Genomic DNA, 23,722 nt, shown 5'->3' on the forward strand with positions numbered 1-23,722 from the left:
GGGGGGGGGGGGGGGGGGAGAGGGGGGGGGTTTTTGTTCTGCGCGTCGGGGGGCGGGGTGGCGCCGTGCCTTTTTGGTGGGGGGGGGGGGGGGGGGGGGGGGGGGGGGCGCTCCCCCCCCCCCCCCCCCCCCCCCCCCGTCCGGCGTTTGAGGCCGGGGAAAAATCCCGGCGACAGCCCGCACTTCGCGCACGTACCGTCCCCCGGATGAGCGATGAACTGACCGTGGTGCGACTGGATCCGCGCCCCACCGCCGCCGAGACGGACGCCTGGTACGACGTCGTCAGAACCGCGCACCTCCACGACATGCCCCCCACCGTGCCCCCGCCCGGCCGCGCCGAGACCGCCGGGCACCTCCAGGTGCCCGCCATGCTGAGCCACTACGTCAAGGTGGCCGTGCCGCTCCCTGGTCCCCACGACCGGCCCGCGTACGCGGGCGTCGGCTGGGTGCGGTTGTTCGACGACGAGGAGAACCTTTCGACCGCCTGCATAGGCGACTTCGCCGTCTGCCCCGACCAGCGCCGCCGCGGCATCGGCACCCGGCTGTGGCAGGAACTGCGGAAGGCGGTCACCGACGAGGGCCGGACATCGGCGACCGTGCCGGTCGAAATCGGCGGTCCGGGCGAACAGTTCGCCAAGGCGTGCGGTTTCGACAGCGCGCTGCCGATGGTCTGTTACGTCCAGCGCGTGGCCGACGAGACCACCGAGCCGAGCCTCCCCGACGGCTACCGCTTCGCCGAGTGGACCGGCGTCGTCCCCGCCGAGCACGCCGAGCGGCTCGCCGTCGTCCACGGGGCCGTGCGGGACGCCCCGCACGGCGACCTGGAGCTCGGCCCGCCCCGGGCGACCGCGGAGCGCGTCACCCACGCGCAGCGGGCCGTCGTCGAGCGCGGCGGGCGGATGCTCACCGTCGTCGTGGTCGCTCCGGACGGCGGCCACGCCGCCTACACGGAGGTGATCCAGCGCTCCCCGGACGACGTACGGGCCATCCAGTTCGCGACCGGCGTCGCCCCCGCACACCGCGGCCGCGGGCTCGGGCTCGCCGTCAAACGGCTGCTGCTGGGCCTGCTGCGCGAGCAGGGGCTGCCCGTACGGGAGATCGCCACGACCGTCGCCGACGACAACGGCCCGATGCGCGCCGTCGACAAGCTCCTCGGCTACCGGCCCGAGCGGTCGGTCGGGCTGTTCCAGGCGCGGCTCCCGTCCGGGTGATGTCCGGCCGCGGTCCTCCTTCCGGAGAGCGCGGTCCCTCTTCCGGGAGAATGGGGCGTACGGACGTTGACGCGCCCTGTCCCGTTTTCCTGGAAGTGAGACCCGTGGCCAAGCGAAGCGACCGGCAGCAGGGACGCCCCGGAGGCCACCCCCGGCAGTCGCCCGGCGACGACGAACTGCTCGCCACCGTCGAGAGGGCGCTGGCCGGCCTGCGCGGGCTGCGGGAGGACGACCTCGACGACGCCGTCTATGCCGCCGCGTCCGCCCTCGCCGCCTCCCCGTCCGGTCCCGCGGCCGTCAGCCGCGCCCTGCTGCGCGCGGCCGCCCGGACGCTGCGCCGGGCCTGGGAGGGCGGCTGGCAGCCCGCCGACGTGGTCCGGCTCGCCAGGCGCGAGCTGACCGCCGCGGAGGTGCGCTTCACCGTCGACGCCATCGCGGCGGAGGCCCGGCGCTACACCCCCGACACCCTCGGCGCGCGCTGGGCGGCACAGCTGCGGGACCTCGACGCGCGGGTCTGGTGGGAGGCCGACGACGCCTTCCTCGACGGCTTCGCGGCGCGCGAGCGGCTGAGCCGCTTCGAGACGGTCGCCTGCGCGCTCGGCGCGCTGCGGCTGGCCGCCGGGCTGCCCCGGATCGGGGCGGCCGGCCCGCTGCCGGGCACCGGACACCGGCCCGCGGGCGCCACCGCGGCCCCGCCGCGCATGCTCGCCCGGATCCGGGCGCTGCTGGCGAAGGCGGAGTCCACGGAGTTCGCCGAGGAGGCCGAGGCCCTGTCGGCGAAGGCCCAGCAGCTCATGGCGCGGCACTCCATGGACGAGGCCCTGCTCGCCGCCCACGCCGCCGGGCCCGTGGACGGCCCCGCCGCCTGCCGGATCGGCGTCGAGGGCCCCTACGAATCCGCCAAGGCGCTCCTCCTCGACGCCGTGGCCGCCGCCAACCACTGCCGGTCGGTCTGGTCCAGCGACCACGACTTCTCGACCGTCGTCGGCTTCGAGGCGGACCTGGAGCTGGTGGAGCTGATGTACACCTCCCTGCTCGTGCAGGCCACCACCGCGATGGCCCGCGCGGGCGACGCCCACCACGCCCGCGGCCGCTCCCGCCGCACGCGCGACTTCCGGCAGTCCTTCCTCATCGCCTACGCGTCCCGGATCCGCGACCGCCTGACGGCCGCTGCCCACACGGAGGAGACGTCCGCGCCCGAGGCCGAGGTGCTCCCCGTGCTCGCGGCCCGCGAGGTGGCGGTCGGTGAGACGGCGGAGCGGTTGTTCCCGACGACGACGGCGCATCGGTTGAAGGGGCGGGATGCGGAGGGGTGGGCGCGGGGGGAGGAGGCGGCGGAGGGGGCTCGGTTGGGGTAGTTGGGGGGCTGCGGGTTGTGTGTGGTTGCGGTTCGGGTGGCCTCAATCGCCGGCCGGGCTTGGGTGTGTGGTGGGTGCCGGGGGTGGGTCTTCCGGGCTGAGGACCTGGAACGCGGCGCGGGTGCCCTTTTCGCGTATTGAGTGCCCCGAATTCGCACCGCGTTCCAGAACCCCACCCTCCAGCCCCACCCCCTCCCGCCGGAGGGGACGTTCAGGGTCCGTTCCGGGCAACAACTCAGCCCGTTGGGGGCACCTCCCAGCGGTAGCTGGGGGAGATTGAGGACGCGGCCGCAGGCCGCTCCCGCCGCAGGCGGCGAACCGGCCCGCAGCTCGGGGTCTGGGGCAGCGCCCCAGTTTCGGGAAGGGGCGGGTAGGGGAAAAAGCGCCGCAGGCCAACGAACCGCAGCCGAGGGGCCGGCGCCCGCGCCCCCACGCGGCGGAGCCGCACATCAGACGCGGCCGGGAAGGGGCGGGGGGTGGAGGAAAGCCCGCCGCAGGGGCCAACACCCCGCACCCCGAAGAGCCGAGACCCCCGATTTCGCCCCCGGCGGAACCCGGTTGGGCCCCCGAAGCCGACCACCCCTCCTACCCTGAAGACGTGACCCAAGCCCCGAACCAGCCCCGAATCGTCCCGCTGCGCCCCACCGAGGACGCCCCGGACGCCGGGGCCAAAGAGCCACTCTGGCGGCACGTCGTAGGAGAGGTCCTGCGCCGCGAACGCCAAGCGCAGGAGCGCACGTTGAAGGACGTCGCCGAAGCCGCCCGGATCTCGATGCCGTATCTCTCCGAGCTCGAACGCGGCCGCAAGGAAGCGTCGTCCGAGATGCTCGCGGCCGCGGCCCGCGCGCTCGGTCTGGGCCTGACCGATCTTCTCGCCCTGGTCCAGGGCGAGCTCGCCCGCACCGCGCCGGCCGGACGCGGGGCCACGGTGACCTCACTGACCGGGCGGACCCACCGGCGTACCGCCGCCCCCACGGCGTACCGGCAGGGCGAGGTGCGCCTCGCGGCGTGACCGGCGGCCGTACCCCCGCTGAACGACGGCCGCCGGAGCCCGCGGTGGGTCAGGCGGCCGGTGTCCGCCGGCTGAGCACCTGGTCGGCCAGCCCGTACGCCACCGCCTCGTGCGCCGTGAAGACCTTGTCGCGGTCCATGTCCGCGCGCAGGGTCGCCACGTCGTGGTGCGTGTGCCGGGAGAGGACCTCCTCGACCTGCGAGCGGACCCGCAGCATCTCCTTGGCCTGGAGGGCGAGGTCGGAGACCGTCCCCTGCTGCCCGCCGCTCGCCGGCTGGCCCAGCAGGACCCGGGAGTGCTCCAGGATGAACCGCCGCCCCGGGTCGCCCCCGGCGAGCAGCACGGCCGCGGTCGAGACCGCCTGTCCGACGCAGAACGTGGAGATCGGCGAGCTGACGAACGTCATCGTGTCGTAGATCGCCATGAGCGAGGTGAACGATCCGCCGGGCGAGTTGAGATAGATCCCGATCTCGGCGTCCGGGCTCGACGATTCGAGGTGGAGCAGCTGGGCGATGACGACGTTCGCGACGCCGTCGTCGATCTCCGTCCCGAGGAAGATGATCCGCTCGGACAGCAGCCTGCTGTAGATGTCGTACGCCCGCTCGCCCGCCGAGGTGCGCTCGACGACGGTCGGAATCGTGTACTGCCCCATCTCAGATCCCCATCCGTCGACGCGAGGCGGCCGGGCGGACGTCGTCGAGCGATTCGACGACGTGGTCCACCATGCCGTATTCCTTGGCCTGTTCGGCCGTGAACCAGCGGTCCCGGTCGCCGTCGCGGGAGATCGTCTCCTCGCTCTGCCCGGTGTGCTCCGCGGTGATCCGCTCGATGGCCCGCTTCGTGAACTCCAGGTTCTCCGCCTGGATCGCGATGTCGGCGGTGGTACCGCCGATGCCCGCGGACGGCTGGTGCATCATGATGCGCGCGTTCGGCAGGGCGAAGCGCTTTCCCGACGTCCCTACGGTGAGCAGGAATTGACCCATGCTCGCGGCGAATCCCATGGCGAGTGTGGAGACGTCATTGGGGATCAGCCGCATCGTGTCGTAGATCGCGAGCCCGGCCGAGACGGATCCGCCGGGGCTGTTGATGTAAAGACTGATGTCGGTCCGCGGGTCCTCGGCGGAGAGCAGGAGCAATTGCGCGCAGACGCGGTTCGCGGAGACCTCGTCCACCTGGGTGCCGAGGAAGACGATGCGCTGCGAGAGGAGCTGGGCGGAGAGATGATCGTCGAACCGCGACGAGGGGGTGTCCCCCTCGGCACCCCGTGGAGCGGTGATGAGCATGGACATGCGTACCTCCCGGTGAAGAACGCGACTTCCATTGCCGCGCCCCTTCACTCTCACCTCGCCCCCACCCCCACAACAGCCTTCTCTGCCAGGGGCAGATCTGCCGTGGGCAGAGTGCTGGGGCGCGCGGACACCGGTGCAGCCGGTTCACCCGTTCGGAGTATCTGAGCGGGTGCGGCCCGTGCCGGACGGCTTTCCTGGGGAGGAACGAGGCTCACCCGATCGCAGGCAGGGAGACCGCCATGAGCGTGATGGACAAGCTCAAGCAGATGCTGAAGGGCCACGAGGACCAGGCCGGGAAAGGCATCGACAAGGCCGGTGATTTCGTCGACGAGAAGAGCCAGGGCAAGTACAGCGGTCAGGTCGACACCGCCCAGGACAAGCTCAAGGACCAGCTGGGGCGCGACGACGGGCCTCTCCAGTAGGGCGCGCCATGGGCATCAAAGACGCATTCGACGACAAGGCCCAGGAACTCGGGAAGCAGGCCGGGCAGGCGAAGCGCGGCACACAGAGCCAGCCTTCGAAGCGCACCGAGCAAGCCCAGGACGAGACCCGGCGTGCGGACCAGGAAGCGCAGGACCGCTTCGACCAGGACTACGACGCCTGAGTCCCACAGCAGTTGGGAGTGCCATCCCGCATCGCGGGGTGGCACTCCGGCGCGAAGTCGCGTAACCCTTTTCCCCGCTGAAAGCAGGTAAAGCAGGTTCGGCTAAAGGGCAGCCGATATATCCCCGGCGCAGCCTCAGCCGTCCGCCTTCGCGACACCGATCGGGCAGGAGACTCCGGTGCCCCCGATCCCGCAATACCCCGCGGGGTTCTTGTCGAGATATTGCTGGTGATACGGCTCCGCCGCGTAGAACGGCCCCGCGGGCAGGATTTCCGTCGTGATCGTGCCGTATCCCGAGCGCTGGAGGACGGACTGGTACGCCTCGCGGGACGATTCCGCCGCCGATTGCTGGGCGGGGGAGTGGGTGTAGATCGCCGAGCGGTACTGCGTGCCCCTGTCGTTGCCCTGGCGGAAGCCCTGGGTGGGGTCGTGGGACTCCCAGAAGAGCTTCAGGAGGGACTCGTAGGAGACGGCGGACGGGTCGAAGACGACGCGCACGGCCTCCGTGTGGCCGGTGAGGCCGCTGCAGACCTCCTCGTAGGCCGGGTTGGGGGTGTGGCCGCCCTGATAGCCGGCCAGCGTCGTCCACACGCCCGGCGTCTGCCAGAACTTGCGCTCGGCGCCCCAGAAGCAGCCCAGGGCGAAGTCGGCCACGACCAGGCCCTCGGGGTAGGGGCCGGCGAGGGGATTGCCCAGGACCGTGTGGCGCTCGGGGAGCGTGAATTCCGGTTCCGGGCGGCCCTTGAGGGCCTCGTCCGGGGTCGGCAGGCGGGTTTCGTGGCGCGAGAACAGCATGGCGGCGGCTCCAAGGGAGGTGGCGTCCTCCCTACAACGTACGAGAGCGGAGGCCGATTCCCGGTGGTCAGCTCCGGCCGGAGCGCTCCCAGCCCGCGACGGCGAGCGCCCGGTACGTCGCGTACGCCGCGACCGGGTCCGCCTCGTACGACCACGGCACCGCCCCGATGTGCCCGTCGACCGCGCGCAGCTGCTCCATCGCCTGGCCGTAGCGCTCCGCGCGGATCAGGAACCACGCCAGCAGGTGGCGCACGTGCGGCAGCACGGGGTGGTCGGCGGGGGCGCCCGCGACCGCGAACAGGGCGCCTTCGACCGCCTCGGAGACCACGACACCCTGGAACGCCTCGCGGGAGAGCATGTCCGGCAGGTGGTCGTGGACGGCGAAGAGCGGGAGGGCCGGCAGCAGGCTGCCCGCCGGGGCCGACGCGGCGGCGCGCCGGGCGAAGGCGTCGGCCTGCTCCCGCGAGCCGTGCCACTTCGCGCTCCAGTAGCGCAGGGCGGCCAGATGCGCGCCCATGTGGTGTGGCGCCCGGCTGACGACCGTCTCCCAGACGGACTGGAATTCCGCTTCGCTCGCGCGGAGCCCCCGCGCGACGCCCAGCTGCACGATGTACGGCACGGGGTCGCCCGGGGCCAGCAGGGCGGCATCCCCGCACACCGCGCGGGCCTCCTCCAGGATCATCCGGTAGTCCTGCGAGGACGGGTCGCGCATCGCCTGCTGGACCAGGAACTCCGCCTGCACCGCCGCGCCGCCCGCGTCCTTCGGGGCCACGACGCGCCAGTGCCGCAGCCACATCCCGCCGGTGCCGGGCGCCTCCGCCAGCTCCTGGGCGGCCGCGCCCGCCAGCGTCTGCACGCGCTGCCAGCGCAGCTCGGGGTCGGTGGTGGCGTCCGTGCGGGCCAGCAGATCGGCGGCGGGCTTCCAGTCCTGCGTGCGGCGCGCCTCCTCGACGGCCGCCAGCAGCTGCGGGTCGGGCCCCGGCAGCCGTACGTCCAGCTGCTCGGCGGGGACGAAGCCGTACGCCCCGGCGGGGTCGACGGCCGCCTCGTGCCCTTGGAGCACGTCCTGCCCGGCGCGCCTGCGGCGGAGCGCGGGGGCGACCAGGACGCCGCAGATCACGACGACGGCGAACAGGATGAACAGATACTCCATGGGCTTTCCTGACAGAACGGGGCAGAAACGGAAGAGGGGGCGGGGCCGCGGACAGCCACTCTATGAGTGACAACGCCGCAGCCCCGCGGATCGTTCATCCTCCGGTTACAAATGACAGGAGTGTTCAGGTGAACGGGGTACTACCCTCGGTGCAATGAGCGACCAGCACTCTTTTGAAACCCTCGCCATCCACGCAGGTCAGGAGGCGGATCCGCTGACCGGGGCCGTGGTCCCGCCCATCTACCAAGTCTCCACCTACAAGCAGGACGGCGTCGGTGGCCTGCGCAATGGCTACGAGTACAGCCGGAGTGCCAACCCCACCCGCACCGCGCTGGAGGAGAACCTGGCGGCGCTGGAGGGCGGCCGCCGCGGTCTCGCTTTCGCGTCCGGCCTGGCCGCCGAGGACTGCCTGCTGCGTACGCTGCTGTCGCCCGGCGACCACGTCGTCATCCCGGACGACGCCTACGGCGGAACGTTCCGGCTCTTCGCGAAGGTCGTCAGCCGCTGGGGCGTCGAGTGGTCGGTGGCCAACACCTCCGACCCGGCGGCGGTGCGGGCCGCGATCACGCCGCGCACGAAGGCCGTGTGGGTCGAGACGCCGTCCAACCCGCTGCTCGGCATCACCGACATCGCCGCCGTCGCGGGCGTCGCCCACGAGGCCGGTGCGAAGCTGGTCGTCGACAACACCTTCGCCAGCCCCTACCTCCAGCAGCCGCTGGCGCTGGGCGCCGACGTCGTCGTCCACTCCACCACGAAGTACGTGGGCGGCCACTCCGACGTCGTCGGCGGCGCGCTCGTCACGTCGGACGCCACCCTGGCCGACGAGCTCGCGTACCACCAGAACGCGATGGGTGCCGTGGCGGGCCCGTTCGACTCCTGGCTGACGCTGCGCGGCATCAAGACGCTCGCCGTCCGCATGGACCGGCACAGCGCCAACGCCGAGCGCGTGGCCGAGATGCTGGTGTCCCACCCGAAGGTGACCCAGGTCTTCTACCCGGGCCTGCCGGAGCACGCGCTGCACGAGGTCGCGGCCAAGCAGATGCGCGCCTTCGGCGGCATGGTCTCCTTCCGCGTCGCGGGCGGCGAGGAGGCGGCGGTCGAGGTCTGCAACCGCGCCCGGCTGTTCACCCTCGGTGAGTCCCTGGGCGGCGTGGAGTCGCTGATCGAGCACCCGGGCCGGATGACGCACGCGTCCACGGCCGGTTCCCCGCTGGAGGTCCCGGCGGACCTCGTGCGCCTGTCGGTCGGCATCGAGTCGGCGGACGACCTGCTGGCGGACCTGGCGCGGGCGCTCGGCTGACATCGGGTTCCCGGCCGCGGCGGTGTCCTCGAAGGCCGGCGGGCGCGCGGTCCGTACCGCGCTTGAGGGCGCCTACCAGCCGCGCAGCGGCGGCGCCACGTCCGCCGGCGGCGCGGCCCACGGCCGCGTCGCCGCCCACGCGCAGAAGGCCACCAGCGCCATCAGCAGCACACCCCAGGCCACGGCCCGGAGCACCCGCCGTCTGCGCAGCAGGCGGCGGCCCCGCTCGGCGGCCCGCAGGGCGAGGCCGGGCGGGACGGCCGGATGCGGGCGTTCCAGCATCCGGCGTATCTCGTCCTCTTTACGGTCGCGCGGGCTCACGGCACACCCGACGGCGTAGGGCGGCTGCGCAGGAGGGCCACCGCGCGCGTGCACAGCACGCGTACGCGCTCTGTGGGCAGGCCGAGACAGGCCGCGACCTGTTCCTCGGCGATGCCCTCGTGGAGGCGCAGCACGAGCACGAGCCGTTCCCGTGGAGCGAGCCGTTCCAGGGTGCCGTGGGTGCGGCGGTAGCGCCGGGCGGAGCGCGCGAAGCGGGCCGCGAGTTCCTGCCGGGCGTGCTCGTAGGGGTCCGCGCCGCGCAGCCGGTCCCAGCAGGCGTACGTGTCGGCCAGGGCGGCCGTCAGCAGCCGCTCGGCGGCCTCGTGCGGGCCCGCGCCGGAGGTGTTCTCCCCGGTGAGCAGTACGGCGGTACGCAGCAGTCTGCCGCCCGCGCCCCCGACGAACGCCTCGAACTCCCGGGCGCGACGGCGTTCCCGGGCCGCCTGTCGCTCTCGCACCGCGCCTCCGCGCGCTCCTGTCCGCGTGCACGGAGTCCGCACGCACGGGGTCCGTGCGCGCCAGCTCCGTACGCACCAGGAGAGGGCAGCCGGCGGCGTCCGGTCAAGAGGCCGTCAAGAGGTGGGCGCGACCGGCAGGAGGGCGTCGGAGAGGGCGGAGTTGAAGCGGGTGAGCAGGTCGCAGAAGGTGTCCCGCTCGTCCTCTGTCCAGGTCTGCGTGATGAGTGCCATCAGCTCGCGCCGGGAGGCCCGTACCTCGTCGAGGCGTGCCTTGCCGCGCGGGGACAGCTGGAGGACGACGGCGCGGCCGTCCTCGGGGTGCGAAGTGCGCTTGACGAGGCCGGTGTCGACCAGCGGCGCCACCTGGCGGGTGACGGTCGAGGAGTCGATGCCCATGCCCGCGGCGAGCGCCTTGACGCCCATCGGGCCTTCCTGGTCGAGGCGGTTGAGCAGCAGATAGGCGGCGCGGTCCATGGAGTTGCGGACCTGGCCTACACCGCCGAGCCGGGTCTGTTCGGCGCGGCGGGCGAAGACGGCCACCTGGTGCTGGAGGGCGTCGAGGACGCCTGGGGCGAGGTCGGTCGTCATGTCCGAAGGGGTGGGCATGGCCTGGGGCTCACTTCGTGCGGCGGGCAGGGAATCGCTGAGGATTGGGGGACAGAGTACGCGGCCGGAAGGGCGCCCGTACGGGGCCTTGGCAAACCGCTCGGTATGCGGCGCTTGCGTGGTCCCGTACGCCTCGCCGTACGCCGTGCCGGTATGTCGCGCTGTATCCCTCCTGCGGCGGTCGTCACAGGTGCGAGCTGCGAGACTGGGCGGCATGGCTGCACGAGTTGGTGACGAGGACGGCCGCGCGGCGTCCCCCAGGTCCGACGTATCCGCCCTGCCGGGGGCGCTTCCGCCGATGTCCGGCACGTCCCTGCCCATGGTCACGCTCGACGAGGTGCGCGACGCCCAGAAGATGCTCTCCGGGGTGGCCCGGACGACCGTGCTGGAGGGCAGTCGTTTCCTGTCCGGGCTGGTCGGGGCGCCGGTCCACCTGAAGTGCGAGAACCTCCAGCGGACCGGCTCCTTCAAGGTGCGCGGCGCGTACGCGCGTATCGCGGGGCTCTCCGAACAGGAGCGCGCGGCGGGCGTGGTGGCCGCCAGCGCGGGCAACCACGCGCAGGGCGTGGCCCTGGCCGCCGCGCTCCTGGGCGTGCGCTCCACGGTGTTCATGCCAGAGGGCGCGCCCCTGCCGAAGGTCGCGGCGACCCGGGAGTACGGCGCGGAGGTGCGGCTGTACGGGCAGATCGTCGACGAGACGATGCGGGCGGCGCAGGACTACGCGCGGGCGACCGGCGCGGTCTTCATCCACCCCTTCGACCACCCGGACGTCATCGCGGGCCAGGGCACGGTGGGCCTGGAGATCCTGGAGCAGTGCCCCGAGGTCCGCACGATCGTGGTGGGCATCGGCGGCGGCGGGCTGGCCGCGGGCATCGCGGTGGCGGTGAAGGCGCTGCGGCCCGACGTACGGATCGTGGGCGTGCAGGCCGCGGGCGCCGCCGCCTACCCGCCCTCGCTGGCCGAAGGCCGCCCGGTCTCCGTCGAGGCGCCGGTGACGATGGCGGACGGCATCAAGGTGGGCCGCCCCGGCGAGGTGCCGTTCCGGATCGTCCAGGAGCTGGTGGACGAGGTCCGTACGGTCTCCGAGGACGAGCTGTCCAGCGCGCTGCTGCTCTGCCTGGAGCGGGCGAAGCTGGTGGTGGAGCCGGCCGGGGCGAGCCCGGTGGCGGCGCTGCTGTCGGATCCCGGCTCGTTCGAGGGGCCGGTGGTCGCGGTGCTCTCCGGCGGCAATGTGGACCCGCTGCTGATGCAGCGCATCCTGCGGCACGGCATGGCGGCCGCGGGCCGCTATCTGTCGCTGCGGCTGCGGCTGACGGACCGGCCCGGCGCGCTGGCCGCGCTCCTGGAGGTGCTCTCGGAGGTCGACGCCAACGTCCTCGACGTGAGCCATGTGCGGACCGATCCGCGACTGGGGCTCACCGAGGCGGAAGTGGAGTTGCATTTGGAGACCAAGGGGCCGGAGCACTGTTCCGAGGTGGCAGCTGCCTTGCGGGACGCGGGATATCTGGTCATGGATTGATCCGGTGAGGAGGTTCATTCACAGGGCGGAATGACTACCGCGAACGTAAAATCGCGTAATACGTCATCCAAACGGGGAGAACCTCCATGCCAGGCGCTATTTTTGCCGAAGGCCTGGTCAAGACTTTCGGCGATGTCAGGGCTCTGGACGGCGTCGATCTCGACGTACCGGAAGGAACCGTTCTAGGACTGCTCGGCCCCAACGGCGCCGGCAAGACCACCGCCGTACGCGTGCTCACCACCCTCATCAAGCCGGACCGGGGAACGGCTGTGGTGGCGGGCATCGACGTACTGAAGAAACCCAACGAGGTCCGCCGCGCCATCGGGCTATCCGGTCAATTCGCCGCTGTCGACGAATATCTGACGGGCCGTGAGAATTTGCGGATGGTGGGCCAGCTCTATCAGATGAGCGCCCGTGATGCGAAAGCGCGTGCTGGTGAATTGCTGGAGCGCTTCCATCTCGGTGATGCCGCCGACCGTATCGCCAAGACGTATTCCGGTGGCATGCGCCGCCGTCTCGACCTCGCCGCGGCCCTGGTGGTCAGCCCGCCCGTGATGTTCATGGACGAGCCGACCACCGGCCTCGACCCGCGCAACCGGCAGCAGCTGTGGGAGGTCATCCAGGAGCTCGTCGCCGGGGGCACGACGCTGCTGCTCACCACGCAGTATCTGGAGGAGGCCGACCACCTCGCGCACGACATCGCGGTGGTCGACCACGGCCGGGTCATCGCGCGCGGCACCTCCGACGAGCTCAAGGCCCGCACGGGCGGCGAGCGCGTCGAGGTCGTCGTGCACGCGCCCGAGCACATCGGCGTCGCCGACGAGGTGCTGCGCGGCTTCGGCAAGGGCGCCGCCAAGATCGAGGCACACACCCGCAAGGTCACCGTCCCGGTCTCCGGCGGCGCGAAGCTGCTCGCCGAGGTCATCAGAGAGCTCGACGGCCGGGGCATCGAGATCGACGACATCGCGCTGCGCCGTCCGACGCTGGACGACGTCTTCATCTCGCTCACCGGGCACGCCGCCGTGTCCGAGGAGGAGCAGGACAGGAAGGAGGCGGCCTCGTGAGCACCCTCAGCGGCGCCGCTGCCAGGACCGTGACCCCCGGGGCGCTCGGGGGCGTCGGCCAGTCCGTGCGCGACTCCCTGGTCGTCGCCAGGCGCAATCTGATCCGCATGGCGCGGATCCCGGAAGTGGTCATCTTCGGGCTGATCCAGCCGATCATGTTCGTCGTGCTGTTCAGCTACGTCTTCGGCGGCTCGATCGCCGTGGGCGGCAACACCGACCCCTCGGCCTACCGCCAGTTCCTGATGGCGGGCATCTTCGCCCAGACCGTCACCTTCGCCACGGCGGGCGCGGGCGCGGGCATCGCCGACGACATGCACAAGGGCCTCATCGACCGCTTCCGCTCCCTGCCCATGGCGCGCGGGGCCGTCCTCACCGGCCGCACGCTCGCCGATCTGGTGCAGACCGCGCTGACGCTGGTGGTGCTGGCGATCGTCGCGGTGATCGTGGGATGGCGGACGCACGCGGGCATTCCCGAGGCGGTGGCGGGCTTCGCCCTGCTGCTCCTGCTCGGGTACGCCTTCTCCTGGATCGGCGCCCTGATCGGGCTGTCCGTGCGCACCCCGGAGGCGGCCACCTCGGGCGGGCTGATCTGGCTCTTCCCGCTGACCTTCATCTCGAACGCGTTCGTGCCGTCCGACAACATGCCGACCGTGCTGCGCACCATCGCCGAGTGGAACCCCTTCAGCGCGACCGTGCAGGCGGCCAGGCAGCTCTTCGGCAATCTGCCGGACGGCTATCCGGTGCCGGCCGCGTGGCCGATGCAGCACCCGGTGTGGGCCTCGCTGATCTGGTCGGTGGTGATCATCGTGGTCTTCCGGACGCTGTCGGTGCGGAAGTACCGCTCGGCGACGGGCTGAGGTCCTGCCCGGCGGGGGGCCTGCCGGCCCTGAGGGCACGGCCCGGGTTCCGTCCGCCTGAAGGCACGGATCGAGCGGCTCGTGGCCGTGGGACGTGCTCGTGGGCGTGAAACGCCGAAGAGCCCCGGATCCGAGGATCCGGGGCTCTTCGGGCGGGCTCAGCCCTGGTACGGCTTGGCGTCCAGGATGCGGACCTTGGCCTTGCGGCCGTTGGGCAGCTCGTACTCCGCGTCGGCGCCGATCTTCTTGCCGTTCACGCCGGTGCCCAGCGGGGACTGCGGGGAGTAGGTCTCGATGTCCGAGCTCGCGTACTCCCGGGAGGCCAGCAGGAAGTCCAGCGTGTCGTCCGGGTCGCCGTCGAAGGCGATGGTGACGACCATGCCGGGGGCGACCATGCCGTCCGCGGCGGGCGCCTCGCCGACCTTGGCGTTCTCCAGCAGCTGGGTGAGCTGGCGGACACGGAGCTCCTGCTTGCCCTGCTCCTCCTTGGCCGCGTGGTAACCGCCGTTCTCTCGCAGGTCACCCTCCTCGCGGGCCGCCGCGATCTTCATCGCGATCTCGGTGCGAGCGGGACCAGACAGGTACTCCAGCTCGGCCTTGAGCTGGTCGTACGCCTCCTGAGTCAGCCAGGTGACGTTGTCGCTGGTCTGGGTCACAGGTGCTCCTCGTCGGTACTGGGGAAAAACTTGGGGATACATCGGGGATACAAATGAACGCCCTACTCAGAAGGGTGCACCTTCAAAGGTGGGCGAAACCACGAGCCTAACAATTAGGTCGGGAAAGGGGGAAGAAGCTGCGGGGAGGAACCGCGCAAGAAACGCGTCAACGCAGGTCAGAGCGGTGACGTCCGGCCATCGGCGGCCGGAGGCCGTGTCCCGGTCCCAAGACGCGAGCCGACCGGCCCCGGGGCGGCCGGCCGCGGCGCTACTTGGCCGTGCAGCCCTCGAGCTCGGTCGCGGCCGCGTGCTGGGTGGTCCGCATCGTGACCCGCTCGGTGAAGTGCTCCTCCTTGCGGTCCATCCGGACATCCATCCGGCCGACCTCGGAGCCGTCGCTGCCCAGCGAACGCAGGGTGCACACGCCCACGTCGTTCTTGCCCTTACGGACCTCCAGCACCGCCTGCACGGTGGTGTCCGACATCGGCTTGGAGCGGATCAGCTGCGCGGAGACGTCCGTCTTGGTGACGTAATGCACACCGAACCAGATGAGCAGCCCGGCCAGCGCCACGCCGAGCACCGTGCCGACGATCTTGAGCTGGCGGTCCGCACGCCGGTCGGCCGACCGGCCGTAACGGCCATCGGGGAGGCCCTCGCGCGCCGCAGCCATGGTCTTCCTCCTGCCCGGGGACCGGCTCCGTCGACCGGAATGAAACGTCTCCCTCTTCGGTCACTATAGGAGGCGCCCCGAAACACCGATAAGACGGGCCATGACCAGTGACTGAGGATCAAGCCTTGACTGAGCAGCTGCGACTGATGGCCGTGCACGCCCACCCCGACGACGAGTCGAGCAAGGGCGCGGCCACGATGGCCAAGTACGTGTCCGAGGGGGTGGACGTGCTGGTCGCGACCTGCACGGGTGGTGAGCGCGGCTCCATCCTCAACCCCAAGCTCCAGGGGGACCCCTATATCGAGGAGCACATCCACGAGGTGCGCGCCAAGGAGATGGACGAGGCGCGCGACATCCTCGGCGTGAAGCAGGAGTGGCTGGGCTTCGTGGACTCCGGGCTGCCCGAGGGCGACCCGCTGCCCCCGCTGCCCGAGGGCTGCTTCGCGCTCCAGGATGTCGACGAGGCGGCCGGCGCGCTCGTGAAGCTGATCCGTGAGTTCCGCCCGCACGTGATCACCACGTACGACGAGAACGGCGGCTATCCGCACCCCGACCACATCATGACCCACAAGATCTCGATGGTGGCCTTCGAGGCGGCGGGCGACCCCGAGCGCTACCCCGAGGCCGGCGAGCCCTGGCAGCCGCTGAAGCTCTACTACAACCAGGGCTTCAACCGGCCGCGCACCCTCGCCCTCCACGAGGCGCTGCTGGCGCGGGGCATGGAGTCCCCGTACGGGGAGTGGCTGGAGCGGTGGCACAAGATGGGCCGCGAGCGGACCCTGACCACCTATGTGCCCTGCGGTGACTTCTTCGAGATCCGCGACAAGGCGCTGATCGCGCACGCCACGCAGATCGACCCCGACGGCGGCTGGTTCCGGGTGCCGCTGGACCTCCAGCGGGAGGTCTGGCCCACCGAGGAATACGAGCTCGCGAAGTCTCTCGTCGGAACATCCCTCCCCGAGGACGACCTCTTCGCGGGCATCCGCAACAATTGACCCCATGATGAGCGCGACTGTCTCCCTCGCCGCCACCCACTTCGTGCCGCTCGCCGCTGATGATCTTGACAAGAACAAGGTCACCCCGGGCGTGCTCGGCTTCATCGTCTTCGCTCTCCTCGGCGCCGCCGTGTGGATGCTGATGAAGAGCATGAACAAGCACATGAAGAAGGTCGCCTTCGAGGAGATCCCGGAGGGCGCGACCGCGATGGCCGCGGCCCCGGCCCCCGCCTCGGCCCCGGCGGCCCGCGGTGGCGGCAAGAGCGGCGGCAAGGGCGGCGACGCCACCGAGAGCTGACGGTCAGCTGTCACGGGACAGCACCGCCATGACCTCCCGGGCACGGCGGCCCGGCACCATGCCGAGCCGCCATGCCTGCCATCCCGCTTCCGGCTCGACACCGCGCTCCAGCAGCAGGGCGTACGCCTCCGCGCAGTCCTCCAGCGCCGGGTCCGTCACCCAGTCCGCGGCGCGCAGCTCCCGCCGCAGCACCTCCAACTCCTCCTGCGCCACCGCCGCGCCCACCACCGAGCCGCCCGGCGAGGCGAAGGGCAGCAGCGTGCACCGCAGGAACCGGGCCCAGGCCGCGCCCCGCCGGTCGCCGTAGCCCGAGAACAGCCGCTCCGCCTCCGCCACCAGCTCCAGCGCGGCCTCGGCGCGGCCGTTGCCCGCGTCGACCACGGCCAGCTCCACGCACGACCACGCCTCCCCGTGCGGCACGCCCAGCCGCTGGAAGTCCGCCCGCGCGTCCTGGAAGAGCTGCCGGGCGAAGCCGCTGTTGCGCAGATTGCCCGTCTGGGCCGCCCGCTGGTCACGGGTCAACCGCGCCGCGTGGTGCCGGGCACAGGCCAGGCCATAGGCGTCCCTCATCCGGTTGAACATGGTGCGCGCCCGCTCCAGCGCGCGCAGGGCCGCCGCCCGGTCACCGCTCTCCTCCAGCGCCAGCCCCAGGTAGTACAGCGACCAGGCTTCGCCGCGGGCGTCCTCGTTCTCCCGGTGCCGCGTCGCCGCGCGGTCCAGCTGCGCCACCGCCGCGCCCGGGTCGCCGGCCACCAGCCGGGCCCGCGCCAGCTGGGTCAGCGCCCACGCCTCACCGCGGCCGTCCTGCGTGCGGCCGTAGAGCTCCTGGGCCTCGCGGAAGTCGGCCTCGGCCCGCTCGACCTGGCCCATCCGCAGCCGCACCTGACCCAGCTGGAAGTGCGCCCACGCCTGCCCGTGCAGGCTCTCGCTCTCCCGGTGCAGCTCCAGCGACTCCGTCAGCAGCTCCAGCGCCCGCTCTATCCCCCCGCGGTCGCGCTCCACGGCGGCCAGCGCGTGCAGCGTCCACGCCCGGTCGCCGCTCAGCTCCCGGCCACCCTGGAGGGCGAGCGCCTCCCGCAGCTTCTCCGTCGCCTCCCGCAGCTGGCCCTGGTGCTGGAGCGTGACGCCCAGATCGCGCAGGGCCCGCGCGGCGCCCGCCGTGTGCTGGGCGTCGAAATACAGATCCACGACGGACGAGAGCGTCGTACGCGAGGTGTCCAGCTCGCCCAGCTGCCGGGCCGCGATGCCCGTGCGCCACTGCACCGAGCGGACCAGCAGGCCCCGGTCGGCCTCCTGGGTCAGCTCGCTCAGCTCACCGAGGCGATAGAGGTCGCCGCGCAGCAGGCAGTAGTCGCACAGGGCGCCCAGCAGGTGCAGCACCGCCGCCTGGTCGACGCCCTCGGTGTGCCGCAGGGCCGCCGTGATGAAGCTCGACTCGTCGTCCAGCCAGCGCAGCGCCGCGTCCAGCGAGGTGAAGCCGTGCCCGCCGGCCGCGCCCTTGACGAACATGTCGGCCCGCGTGGAGGTCTTGCCGTCGACCATCCGGATCACGGAATCCGCCAGCTCGGCATAGCTGCGGATCAGCCGCTCCTGCGCCGCGCTCAGCTCGGCCGGCCCCTCCTCCTCGTGCAGCCGCGTGTGCGCGAAGGACCGCACCAGGTCGTGCATCCGATACCGGCCGGCGCGGACCTGCTCGATCAGGCCCGCGCGGGCCAGGGCCGCCAGCTCGCGCCCCGCCTCCCGCTCGTCCTGCGCCAGCAGCGCCGCCGCCGCGGCCGCGCCCAGCGAAGCCCGGCCCGCCAGCGCCATCCGGCGCAGCAACTCCCGGGCGCTGTCGCTCTGGTCGATATAGCGCAGCCACAGCACGCGCTCCACCGGGTCGTCCTGCCCGGACGCCGCGAGCTCCGCGGCCAGCAGGTGCGGGGCGCGCCCGCCCAGCGCGGAACCGGCCACCCGCAGCGCCAGCGGCAGCCCGCCGCACAGCTCGCGCACCTGCGCCAGGCCCTTCTCGTCGTACGGACCGGCCTGCGGCCCCTCGGACGCCGCCCGCAGCAGCTCCTCCGCGCCCGCCTCGTCCAGCGGGCCGACCGGCAGCTCGTGCACCCACGCGTCCAGGCCGGGCGGCAGGGCCAGCGGGGCCCGTGCCGTGACCAGGACCAGGCTCTCGGACCGCTGCGGGACCAGGGTGCGGACCTGCTCCGCGTCGGAGGCGTCGTCCAGCACCACCGTCACCGGCAGCCCCGTCAGGTGCTGGTGATAGAGCTCCGAGAGCCGCTTGAGCTGCTGCTCGTGGGAGGACCGCTCGCGGAAGAGCAGCTGGTCCCGGGGCGCGCCGAGCCGGTTGAGCAGGTGCAGCAGCGCGTCCCGCGTCGGCAGCGGCGGCTCCTCGGACTCGCCGCGCAGATCCACCACGCACGCCCCGCGGAACTGATCGCGCAGATGGTGCGCGGCGCGGATCGCGAGCGTGGAGCGCCCCGAGCCCGGCGGCCCGTGCAGCACCACCACCGTCGGCTTGGTCTCCGTGCTCGCCCGCGCCTGGTGCACCCACTGGGCGATCCGGGCGAGGTGGTCACGCCGGCCCGCGAACGGGCCCACCGCTTCCGGGATGTGGTCGAAGGAGTGCTCCAGCACGCTGCGCCGCCGGGCGTCCGCGCTGCGGTTCGCGCCGCGCAGCGCCGGACCCCGGCCCTTGCCGGCCGCGCCGGGCCGCTCCGTCGCCCTCCCGCCGCCGCCCGCGCGCGTCGCCGCCGAGAGCATCCGCTGCTGGTCCAGGAACGGCCGCACCCCGCGCACCTCGACCGCAGTCAGCCACGCCAGCCTCAACTGCTGTGCCCCGCCCGGCTGCCCCCGCAGACCGGCCCGCTGGTGCGCGGCCGGCCAGTGCCCGGCGGTCAGCTTGAGGACCGTGGTCGCCGAGCCCGCCACCGCCACCGTGACGCCCGCGCCCAGCGCCGTGCCCGACGATGTGCCGTAGCCGAGGTCGGCGACCGCCGCCGCGACCGCGGCCACCCCCGTGACCAGCGCGGGGGTGGCCAGCGCCGGACGCGTGAGACCGGCCGTCAACGGCCGCCGGGCCGCGGCCTCCTCGTCGAGCGCGCGCACATACGCTTCGTACTCCTCGGTGGCCTTGGCCGCTATGGCGTCGAGCTCCATGCGCGCGCGACGCAGCAGCGCCGCGCCGTCGGTGGCCCCGCCGGAGTGGCGGACCTCCTCCTCCACCATCCGCCCCAGCAGGACCTCGACTTCCGTACGGTGACTGTCTTTCAGCACGGCCCGCGCTTCCGCCATGGTTTCCCCCTCCACCAGCGATCGCTCTGTGCTCAAGTGCTCCGTGGCTCAAGTCTTCCGTCTTCGCGAGATTTCCGGCAGCCCTGTGGATAACTCGTCATCGGGTCCTGGCAGCACGCCGCGCACGCCGGGGCGCCGGGACCTAGGACCTATGTCGGCCGGGCGGGAACCGTGCGAGGCTGAGGCCGCGCGATCAACACGTCATCGATCAGGCCGCTCGCGGGCCTGGGCGGCGGCTCCGGTGCTTCCCCACGTGTTGAGATGCCCCGAAGTGCCGGGTGCCGGTGAGACTTTGGGTGCGCCGCGTGATCAAGTGCCCCGCGTGATCAAGTACGCCACGTGATCACTGAGGCTCCGGATGCCTCATCACGGCGAACCGACGAACCGCTTTCCGGATGCGGTCCTTTCCGATGAGCGTTCCGCGGCGCCCTCAAGGTCGCACGCGCCCACGGGCGCACATTCGCCGCCCGCGCCGAGGCTCGGTCGCGATCGCAACTGGATCACCGGATTCCCGTAAAAACCAACGGCTGACCGACACCGGAGCCCGGTCGACCCCGCACGAGATCCCCGGCCGATCACGCTACGGAATCAGCCATTCCGCCCGGCCTGTGATCCGTGACGGAGCGTCAGCTCCGTTGAGCGAACGTCGAGTTTTGGTAAAGAGTGCTGGTCAACCGATTGCACCAGCGTGTAGCCTGAAGCGGACTCGGGTGGTTTCAGTATGCGTCTCGAGCGCGTCAAGGGGGGCTTCTTCGCCTGACCCTGAAGCGCTGTTCTGCGGTCGCGCACCGATTCTTCACGGTGTTGCCATTTTCACCTGCGAATAATTTGGTGCGTTAGCACGGGGGGGAGATTGCATTGACGTCCTGCCTATGTGTATTTTCCATGGATTCGCTGGACGCCTTTTATTCGGCGACACTCCCCATTCGGGGGTCATTGATCCAGCAGTGAAAGTCGATACACCGGCAGGGTTATAGCTCGGTCAATGCCGGGACGCGGCCTGACCGGGGGAGGCCAGAAGAGAGGCCGCCGCCCTGGCCGCTGTCCCCTGTGACCGGCGGAAGAACGTCGTGGCCGCCACCCTCCAGGGCCTTCGCCCCCTTGCCCGGTTCACGGCAGTCTCCGTCTCTCCGCACCCCTTCCGATGTCGTGCCGGTCCGCACGGCAGGACCGGGCGAGACGTCGGGCCCGCCTGTCGTGACCGCCGCCCGTCGGGTGACCCGCCGGCGCTCACCGCTCAGCTCCGGGATGCCGCGTGAATGAAAACCCTTGGATGTTTTTCTCAGGCTCTTTGAGAGAGGGAAAGAGGAGACAGGACAGCATGGAAGAAGCGCTGGCCATAAAACTCACCGGCCGGGAGTTGGATGTGCTCGGCCTGCTGGCCGGGGGGTTGAGCAACCGGCTCATCGCTCGACGGCTGGACATCTCGGAGAAGACCGTGAAGAACCACCTCAGCAGCATCTACTTGAAGATCGGTGCCACCGATCGCACTCAGGCCGCGCTCTACGCCCAACACGCCGGCCTGGCCGACCCCGGGAAAGCGGCCCCGCTCACCTCGGTGTCCGCTCCGGCCTGTGATCCCGGCCCCGAGGAGGGCTCGTCACCGACGGGCCCCGCCCTCACCACGCGCGAGCGGAGCGTACTCCGGCTGCTGTCGCGGGGGTTGAGCAATCGGGTCATAGCCCGAAGACTCGACATCTCGGAGAAGACCGTGAAGAACCATCTCAGCAGCATCTACTTGAAGATCGGCGCCGCCCACCGCACTCAGGCCGCGCTCTACGCTCAATACGTTGGCCTCGCTTCCTGAGCGGTTCGCCACCGCACTTCTTCTCCGAGAGGATCTCCGCTGCCGGTCGGTGCGCCCGCTGTCCCGTGGTCGTGTCGTATCGCCCGCGAGCTTTCCTCCTCGACGAGGAATTCCCGCACCAGCTTGCCCGCCTCGTCCCGGCATTCCTCGAAGTAGGCGTGCCGGGCGCCCGGGAAGAGATGTGTGCGGGCGCCGGGGATGCGGGAGGCGAGCAGCGGGAGGTTGTCCGGCGGGGTGAGCCGGTCCTGGTCGCCGTGGAGGATCAGGGTGGGAGCCGTGATGCCCGGCAGTTCGCTCCACGCGTCGTGCTCGTTGCTGGCGATGAGGTGGCCGCGGCGCGCGTGGGCGGGCATCCGCGGGTCGCCGAGAGTGCGGTAGGGGCCGGGGTGCGCGGCCCGCCAGGCGGGGGAGTACATCAGATCGGCCAGCACGCGGCGTACGGCCTCCGGATCCGGCTGTGCGAGGGACCGGCGCACCGACGCGTCGCGTTCCACGGCGTGCGGACCGCCGGGGGAGGTGCAGCCCAGGACCAGCCGGCGGACCCGCCGCGGGTGGCGGATCGCGAGCCACTGCGCGACCCGCCCGCCCATCGAGGTGCCGTACACATCGGCGCGCGCGATACCGAGCGCGTCCAGGACCGCGACGACGTCGTCCGCGAACTGCTGCACCGAGTAAGGACCTTCGGGCTTGTCGCTGTCGCCCGTGCCGCGTGGGTCCAGGGTGACGGTGGAGCGCACGGTGTGGAAGTCCTCGCGCACGTCGTCCCACCAGTGGTGGTCGTTCGCCTGCCCGGCGAGCAGCACCAGCGGCGGCCCCTCCCCGCGGTGCTGGTACGCCAGGGCCGTGCCGTCCTGGGCGCGGGCGAAGGCCGGGACCGGTCGGTCGTGTTCGGTCATCGACGTCCTTCGAACGGGCACACGGGAAGGCGGGCGGCGCGCGGTGTCATGAGTCCTCTTCATCGTAGCCCGAACAGGCGCGCGACATGGGTGTTATCGATCTTCTGCTGTGTTCTGCGGATGTTCTTCCGGTGTTCTTCCGGGCGAGGGCTGCCGCGCGGGATCGGCGGCCGGGGCCTCACATCCGCCAGTCGCCCGCGATCTTCAGCAGGCGGTCGTTCTGCTCGGGAGTGCCGATGGTGATCCGCACCCCCTCGTCGCCGAAGGGGCGCACCATGACTCCCTCCGCCGCGCACGCGTCGGTGAACGCCGTCGTGTGCGAACCGAGGCGCACCCAGACGAAGTTGGCCTGGCTGTCGGGGACGCTCCAGCCCGCGGCCCGCAGAGCGTCGGTGACCCGAGCGCGCTCGGCCACCAGGGTCCGGACGCGGTCCAGCAGTTCGGGTTCCGCCTTCAGCGAGGCCCGCGCGGCGGCCTGGGCGAGACCGCTGACGCCGAACGGCACGGTGCAGGCGCGCAGCGCGGCGGCGACCGGCGGATGCGCGATCGCGTAGCCGACGCGCACGCGTGCCAGCCCGTACGCCTTGGAGAAGGTGCGCAGCACGGCGACGTTGGGACGGTCGCGGTAGAGCTCGATGCCGTCGGGTACGTCGGTGTCGTCGACGAACTCGCGGTACGCCTCGTCGAGCACCACCAGCACGTCGTCCGGCACCCGGTCGAGGAAGCGCTCGAGCTCATCGCGGCGCACGGCCGTGCCGGTCGGGTTGTTGGGGTTGCACACGATGACCATGCGGGTGCGGTCGGTCACCGCGTCGGCCATGGCCTCCAGGTCGTGCCGCTCGTCACGCAGCGGAATCTGGACCGGGGTGGCCCCGGTGGCCCAGACGAGCATCGGGTACGCCTCGAAGGAGCGCCAGGCGAACAGCACTTCGTCGCCTTCGCCGGCCGCGGCGCACAGCAAGTCCTTGATGAGGCCGAGCGATCCGGTGCCGGGCACGAGGTGCTCCGCGGGCACCGCGAGGGCCGCGGACAGCTCCGCGACCAGTTCGCTGCTCTTCGCGTCGGGGTAGCGGTTGACGCGCTCCAGCTCCTCGCGCATCGAGGCGACGACCGACGGCAGCGGGGGGTAGGGGTTCTCGTTCGACGACAACTTGTCCACCTGGTCGCTGGGCGCGGCCCGGCCCGGGACATAGCGAGGCAGCCCGGAGACGTCGGCGCGCAGCCGGGGGACAGATGCAGAGGGCATGGGGAGAACTCCCTGAACGGGGGAAGCGGACGGTCGTGCGGATACGTCGTTGATCCGGGAGGCCGGGAGGCCGGGAGTTCCGGACTCCGGGACTCCGGGGCCCGGCTCCGGGAGCCGTGTGCCGCGGCCAGGCGCGCGGGCCGGAGACCCGGCCCGCGCGCCGGCACTTCTGCCATGGCCGGCGGCGCGTCTCGCTCACCTGCCGGGCCCGGGGGGGGGGGGGGGGGGGGGGGGGGGGGGGGGGGGAAGAGGGGGGGGGGGGGGGGGGGGGGGGGGGGGGGGGGGGGTTTCTCCCCCCCCCCCGAGGGAACAACAACAC

General features: G+C 72.0%; 24 protein-coding genes. 12 read left to right on the forward strand and 12 right to left on the reverse strand.

From position 1 onward, the window contains the following. The first annotated feature begins 206 nt into the window (after window positions 1-206). The 3 genes from ACZ4A5_RS29980 (at window position 207) to ACZ4A5_RS29990 (ending at window position 3,581) form a co-directional block, all read left to right on the forward strand. Window positions 207-1,211: a GNAT family N-acetyltransferase gene (locus tag ACZ4A5_RS29980; protein ID WP_467591048.1), complete on the forward strand. Its 1,005-nt coding sequence runs from the start codon at window positions 207-209 to the stop codon at window positions 1,209-1,211. 104 nt (window positions 1,212-1,315) lie between these two features. Beyond that, entirely contained in the window at window positions 1,316-2,569 is a 1,254-nt protein-coding gene (locus ACZ4A5_RS29985) for a DUF2786 domain-containing protein (protein ID WP_467591051.1), read from the forward strand. Window positions 2,570-3,167: 598 nt separating this feature from the next. Then, a complete protein-coding gene (locus ACZ4A5_RS29990) occupies window positions 3,168-3,581 on the forward strand; it encodes a helix-turn-helix domain-containing protein (protein ID WP_467591054.1) in 414 nt (137 codons plus the stop codon). A gap of 49 nt (window positions 3,582-3,630) precedes the next feature. On the opposite strand, the gene ACZ4A5_RS29995 is transcribed toward ACZ4A5_RS29990, so the two are convergent. Continuing rightward, on the reverse strand, window positions 3,631-4,233 hold the full coding sequence (locus ACZ4A5_RS29995) for a ClpP family protease (protein WP_467591057.1): 603 nt from the start codon (window positions 4,231-4,233) through the stop codon (window positions 3,631-3,633). Window position 4,234: 1 nt separating this feature from the next. Beyond that, entirely contained in the window at window positions 4,235-4,870 is a 636-nt protein-coding gene (locus tag ACZ4A5_RS30000; RefSeq protein WP_467591060.1) for an ATP-dependent Clp protease proteolytic subunit, read from the reverse strand. A gap of 239 nt (window positions 4,871-5,109) precedes the next feature. Here ACZ4A5_RS30000 and ACZ4A5_RS30005 point away from each other — a divergent pair, with 239 nt between their 5' ends. Next, entirely contained in the window at window positions 5,110-5,292 is a 183-nt protein-coding gene (locus ACZ4A5_RS30005; protein WP_467591063.1) for an antitoxin, read from the forward strand. An 8-nt stretch (window positions 5,293-5,300) separates the two neighbouring features. Next, window positions 5,301-5,474 (forward strand): hypothetical protein, encoded by a 174-nt coding sequence (locus ACZ4A5_RS30010; RefSeq protein WP_467591065.1) that lies wholly within the window; start codon window positions 5,301-5,303, stop codon window positions 5,472-5,474. A gap of 135 nt (window positions 5,475-5,609) precedes the next feature. Here ACZ4A5_RS30010 and msrA read toward each other — a convergent pair whose 3' ends face one another. Continuing rightward, window positions 5,610-6,269, reverse strand: coding sequence for a peptide-methionine (S)-S-oxide reductase MsrA (msrA, locus tag ACZ4A5_RS30015; RefSeq protein WP_467591068.1), 660 nt, complete (start codon window positions 6,267-6,269; stop codon window positions 5,610-5,612). A gap of 67 nt (window positions 6,270-6,336) precedes the next feature. Next, on the reverse strand, window positions 6,337-7,422 hold the full coding sequence (locus tag ACZ4A5_RS30020) for a hypothetical protein (protein ID WP_467591071.1): 1,086 nt from the start codon (window positions 7,420-7,422) through the stop codon (window positions 6,337-6,339). A gap of 154 nt (window positions 7,423-7,576) precedes the next feature. Here ACZ4A5_RS30020 and ACZ4A5_RS30025 point away from each other — a divergent pair, with 154 nt between their 5' ends. Continuing rightward, window positions 7,577-8,722, forward strand: coding sequence for a cystathionine gamma-synthase (locus tag ACZ4A5_RS30025; RefSeq protein WP_467591074.1), 1,146 nt, complete (start codon window positions 7,577-7,579; stop codon window positions 8,720-8,722). A gap of 72 nt (window positions 8,723-8,794) precedes the next feature. Here ACZ4A5_RS30025 and ACZ4A5_RS30030 read toward each other — a convergent pair whose 3' ends face one another. The 3 genes from ACZ4A5_RS30030 to ACZ4A5_RS30040 all read right to left on the reverse strand — a co-directional run bounded on the left by ACZ4A5_RS30030 (window position 8,795) and on the right by ACZ4A5_RS30040 (window position 10,107). Beyond that, window positions 8,795-9,043: a hypothetical protein gene (locus tag ACZ4A5_RS30030; RefSeq protein WP_467591077.1), complete on the reverse strand. Its 249-nt coding sequence runs from the start codon at window positions 9,041-9,043 to the stop codon at window positions 8,795-8,797. Further along, window positions 9,040-9,501, reverse strand: coding sequence for a sigma factor-like helix-turn-helix DNA-binding protein (locus tag ACZ4A5_RS30035; protein ID WP_467591080.1), 462 nt, complete (start codon window positions 9,499-9,501; stop codon window positions 9,040-9,042). The genes ACZ4A5_RS30030 and ACZ4A5_RS30035 overlap by 4 nt, the downstream gene beginning before the upstream one ends. Before the next feature lie 114 nt (window positions 9,502-9,615). Beyond that, entirely contained in the window at window positions 9,616-10,107 is a 492-nt protein-coding gene (locus ACZ4A5_RS30040; RefSeq protein ID WP_398874977.1) for a MarR family winged helix-turn-helix transcriptional regulator, read from the reverse strand. A 298-nt stretch (window positions 10,108-10,405) separates the two neighbouring features. Between ACZ4A5_RS30040 and ilvA the strand changes: the two genes are divergently transcribed. The 3 genes from ilvA (at window position 10,406) to ACZ4A5_RS30055 (ending at window position 13,547) form a co-directional block, all read left to right on the forward strand. Next, a complete protein-coding gene (ilvA, locus tag ACZ4A5_RS30045) occupies window positions 10,406-11,626 on the forward strand; it encodes a threonine ammonia-lyase (RefSeq protein ID WP_467591103.1) in 1,221 nt (406 codons plus the stop codon). 86 nt (window positions 11,627-11,712) lie between these two features. Beyond that, window positions 11,713-12,690, forward strand: coding sequence for an ATP-binding cassette domain-containing protein (locus ACZ4A5_RS30050; protein WP_467591083.1), 978 nt, complete (start codon window positions 11,713-11,715; stop codon window positions 12,688-12,690). Continuing rightward, window positions 12,687-13,547, forward strand: coding sequence for an ABC transporter permease (locus ACZ4A5_RS30055; protein ID WP_467591085.1), 861 nt, complete (start codon window positions 12,687-12,689; stop codon window positions 13,545-13,547). The genes ACZ4A5_RS30050 and ACZ4A5_RS30055 overlap by 4 nt, the downstream gene beginning before the upstream one ends. A gap of 158 nt (window positions 13,548-13,705) precedes the next feature. Here ACZ4A5_RS30055 and greA read toward each other — a convergent pair whose 3' ends face one another. Together greA and ACZ4A5_RS30065 are read right to left on the reverse strand one after the other, a co-directional pair. Then, on the reverse strand, window positions 13,706-14,203 hold the full coding sequence (gene greA, locus ACZ4A5_RS30060; protein WP_116213613.1) for a transcription elongation factor GreA: 498 nt from the start codon (window positions 14,201-14,203) through the stop codon (window positions 13,706-13,708). Window positions 14,204-14,471: 268 nt separating this feature from the next. Further along, a complete protein-coding gene (locus tag ACZ4A5_RS30065) occupies window positions 14,472-14,873 on the reverse strand; it encodes a DUF4307 domain-containing protein (protein WP_398874984.1) in 402 nt (133 codons plus the stop codon). Between the two features lie 125 nt (window positions 14,874-14,998). On the opposite strand from ACZ4A5_RS30065, the gene mca reads away from it, so the two are divergent. Beyond that, complete coding sequence (mca, locus tag ACZ4A5_RS30070) at window positions 14,999-15,868, forward strand: mycothiol conjugate amidase Mca (protein WP_366005135.1); 870 nt, start codon at window positions 14,999-15,001, stop codon at window positions 15,866-15,868. Window positions 15,869-15,872: 4 nt separating this feature from the next. Continuing rightward, window positions 15,873-16,166 (forward strand): hypothetical protein, encoded by a 294-nt coding sequence (locus ACZ4A5_RS30075; protein WP_467591089.1) that lies wholly within the window; start codon window positions 15,873-15,875, stop codon window positions 16,164-16,166. Between the two features lie 3 nt (window positions 16,167-16,169). Here the strand turns inward: ACZ4A5_RS30075 and ACZ4A5_RS30080 are convergent, their stop codons facing one another. After that, window positions 16,170-19,454, reverse strand: coding sequence for a tetratricopeptide repeat protein (locus ACZ4A5_RS30080; protein ID WP_467591092.1), 3,285 nt, complete (start codon window positions 19,452-19,454; stop codon window positions 16,170-16,172). A gap of 1,321 nt (window positions 19,455-20,775) precedes the next feature. Here ACZ4A5_RS30080 and ACZ4A5_RS30085 point away from each other — a divergent pair. Further along, a complete protein-coding gene (locus tag ACZ4A5_RS30085; RefSeq protein WP_467591095.1) occupies window positions 20,776-21,261 on the forward strand; it encodes a LuxR C-terminal-related transcriptional regulator in 486 nt (161 codons plus the stop codon). On the opposite strand, the gene ACZ4A5_RS30090 is transcribed toward ACZ4A5_RS30085, so the two are convergent. Together ACZ4A5_RS30090 and hisC are read right to left on the reverse strand one after the other, a co-directional pair. Then, window positions 21,237-22,157 (reverse strand): alpha/beta fold hydrolase, encoded by a 921-nt coding sequence (locus ACZ4A5_RS30090; protein ID WP_467591097.1) that lies wholly within the window; start codon window positions 22,155-22,157, stop codon window positions 21,237-21,239. The two genes, ACZ4A5_RS30085 and ACZ4A5_RS30090, sit on opposite strands and share 25 nt — an antisense overlap. A 178-nt stretch (window positions 22,158-22,335) precedes the next feature. Further along, window positions 22,336-23,403 (reverse strand): histidinol-phosphate transaminase, encoded by a 1,068-nt coding sequence (hisC, locus tag ACZ4A5_RS30095; protein ID WP_467591100.1) that lies wholly within the window; start codon window positions 23,401-23,403, stop codon window positions 22,336-22,338. Window positions 23,404-23,722 lie beyond the last annotated feature (319 nt).

The sequence above is a fragment of the Streptomyces sp. NPDC025618 genome (genome assembly GCF_055558795.1).

Coding starts and splice junctions, on each gene's coding strand:
- ACZ4A5_RS29980 (WP_467591048.1), top strand. CDS start 207: ATGAGCGATGAACTGACCGTGGTGCGACTGGATCCGCGCCCCACCGCC.
- ACZ4A5_RS29995 (WP_467591057.1), bottom strand. CDS start 4,233: ATGGGGCAGTACACGATTCCGACCGTCGTCGAGCGCACCTCGGCGGGC.
- ACZ4A5_RS30000 (WP_467591060.1), bottom strand. CDS start 4,870: ATGTCCATGCTCATCACCGCTCCACGGGGTGCCGAGGGGGACACCCCC.
- ACZ4A5_RS30005 (WP_467591063.1), top strand. CDS start 5,110: ATGAGCGTGATGGACAAGCTCAAGCAGATGCTGAAGGGCCACGAGGAC.
- ACZ4A5_RS30010 (WP_467591065.1), top strand. CDS start 5,301: ATGGGCATCAAAGACGCATTCGACGACAAGGCCCAGGAACTCGGGAAG.
- msrA (WP_467591068.1), bottom strand. CDS start 6,269: ATGCTGTTCTCGCGCCACGAAACCCGCCTGCCGACCCCGGACGAGGCC.
- ACZ4A5_RS30020 (WP_467591071.1), bottom strand. CDS start 7,422: ATGGAGTATCTGTTCATCCTGTTCGCCGTCGTCGTGATCTGCGGCGTC.
- ACZ4A5_RS30025 (WP_467591074.1), top strand. CDS start 7,577: ATGAGCGACCAGCACTCTTTTGAAACCCTCGCCATCCACGCAGGTCAG.
- ACZ4A5_RS30040 (WP_398874977.1), bottom strand. CDS start 10,107: ATGCCCACCCCTTCGGACATGACGACCGACCTCGCCCCAGGCGTCCTC.
- ilvA (WP_467591103.1), top strand. CDS start 10,406: ATGTCCGGCACGTCCCTGCCCATGGTCACGCTCGACGAGGTGCGCGAC.
- ACZ4A5_RS30050 (WP_467591083.1), top strand. CDS start 11,713: ATGCCAGGCGCTATTTTTGCCGAAGGCCTGGTCAAGACTTTCGGCGAT.
- ACZ4A5_RS30065 (WP_398874984.1), bottom strand. CDS start 14,873: ATGGCTGCGGCGCGCGAGGGCCTCCCCGATGGCCGTTACGGCCGGTCG.
- ACZ4A5_RS30075 (WP_467591089.1), top strand. CDS start 15,873: ATGATGAGCGCGACTGTCTCCCTCGCCGCCACCCACTTCGTGCCGCTC.
- ACZ4A5_RS30080 (WP_467591092.1), bottom strand. CDS start 19,454: ATGGCGGAAGCGCGGGCCGTGCTGAAAGACAGTCACCGTACGGAAGTC.
- ACZ4A5_RS30085 (WP_467591095.1), top strand. CDS start 20,776: ATGGAAGAAGCGCTGGCCATAAAACTCACCGGCCGGGAGTTGGATGTG.
- ACZ4A5_RS30090 (WP_467591097.1), bottom strand. CDS start 22,157: ATGACCGAACACGACCGACCGGTCCCGGCCTTCGCCCGCGCCCAGGAC.
- hisC (WP_467591100.1), bottom strand. CDS start 23,403: ATGCCCTCTGCATCTGTCCCCCGGCTGCGCGCCGACGTCTCCGGGCTG.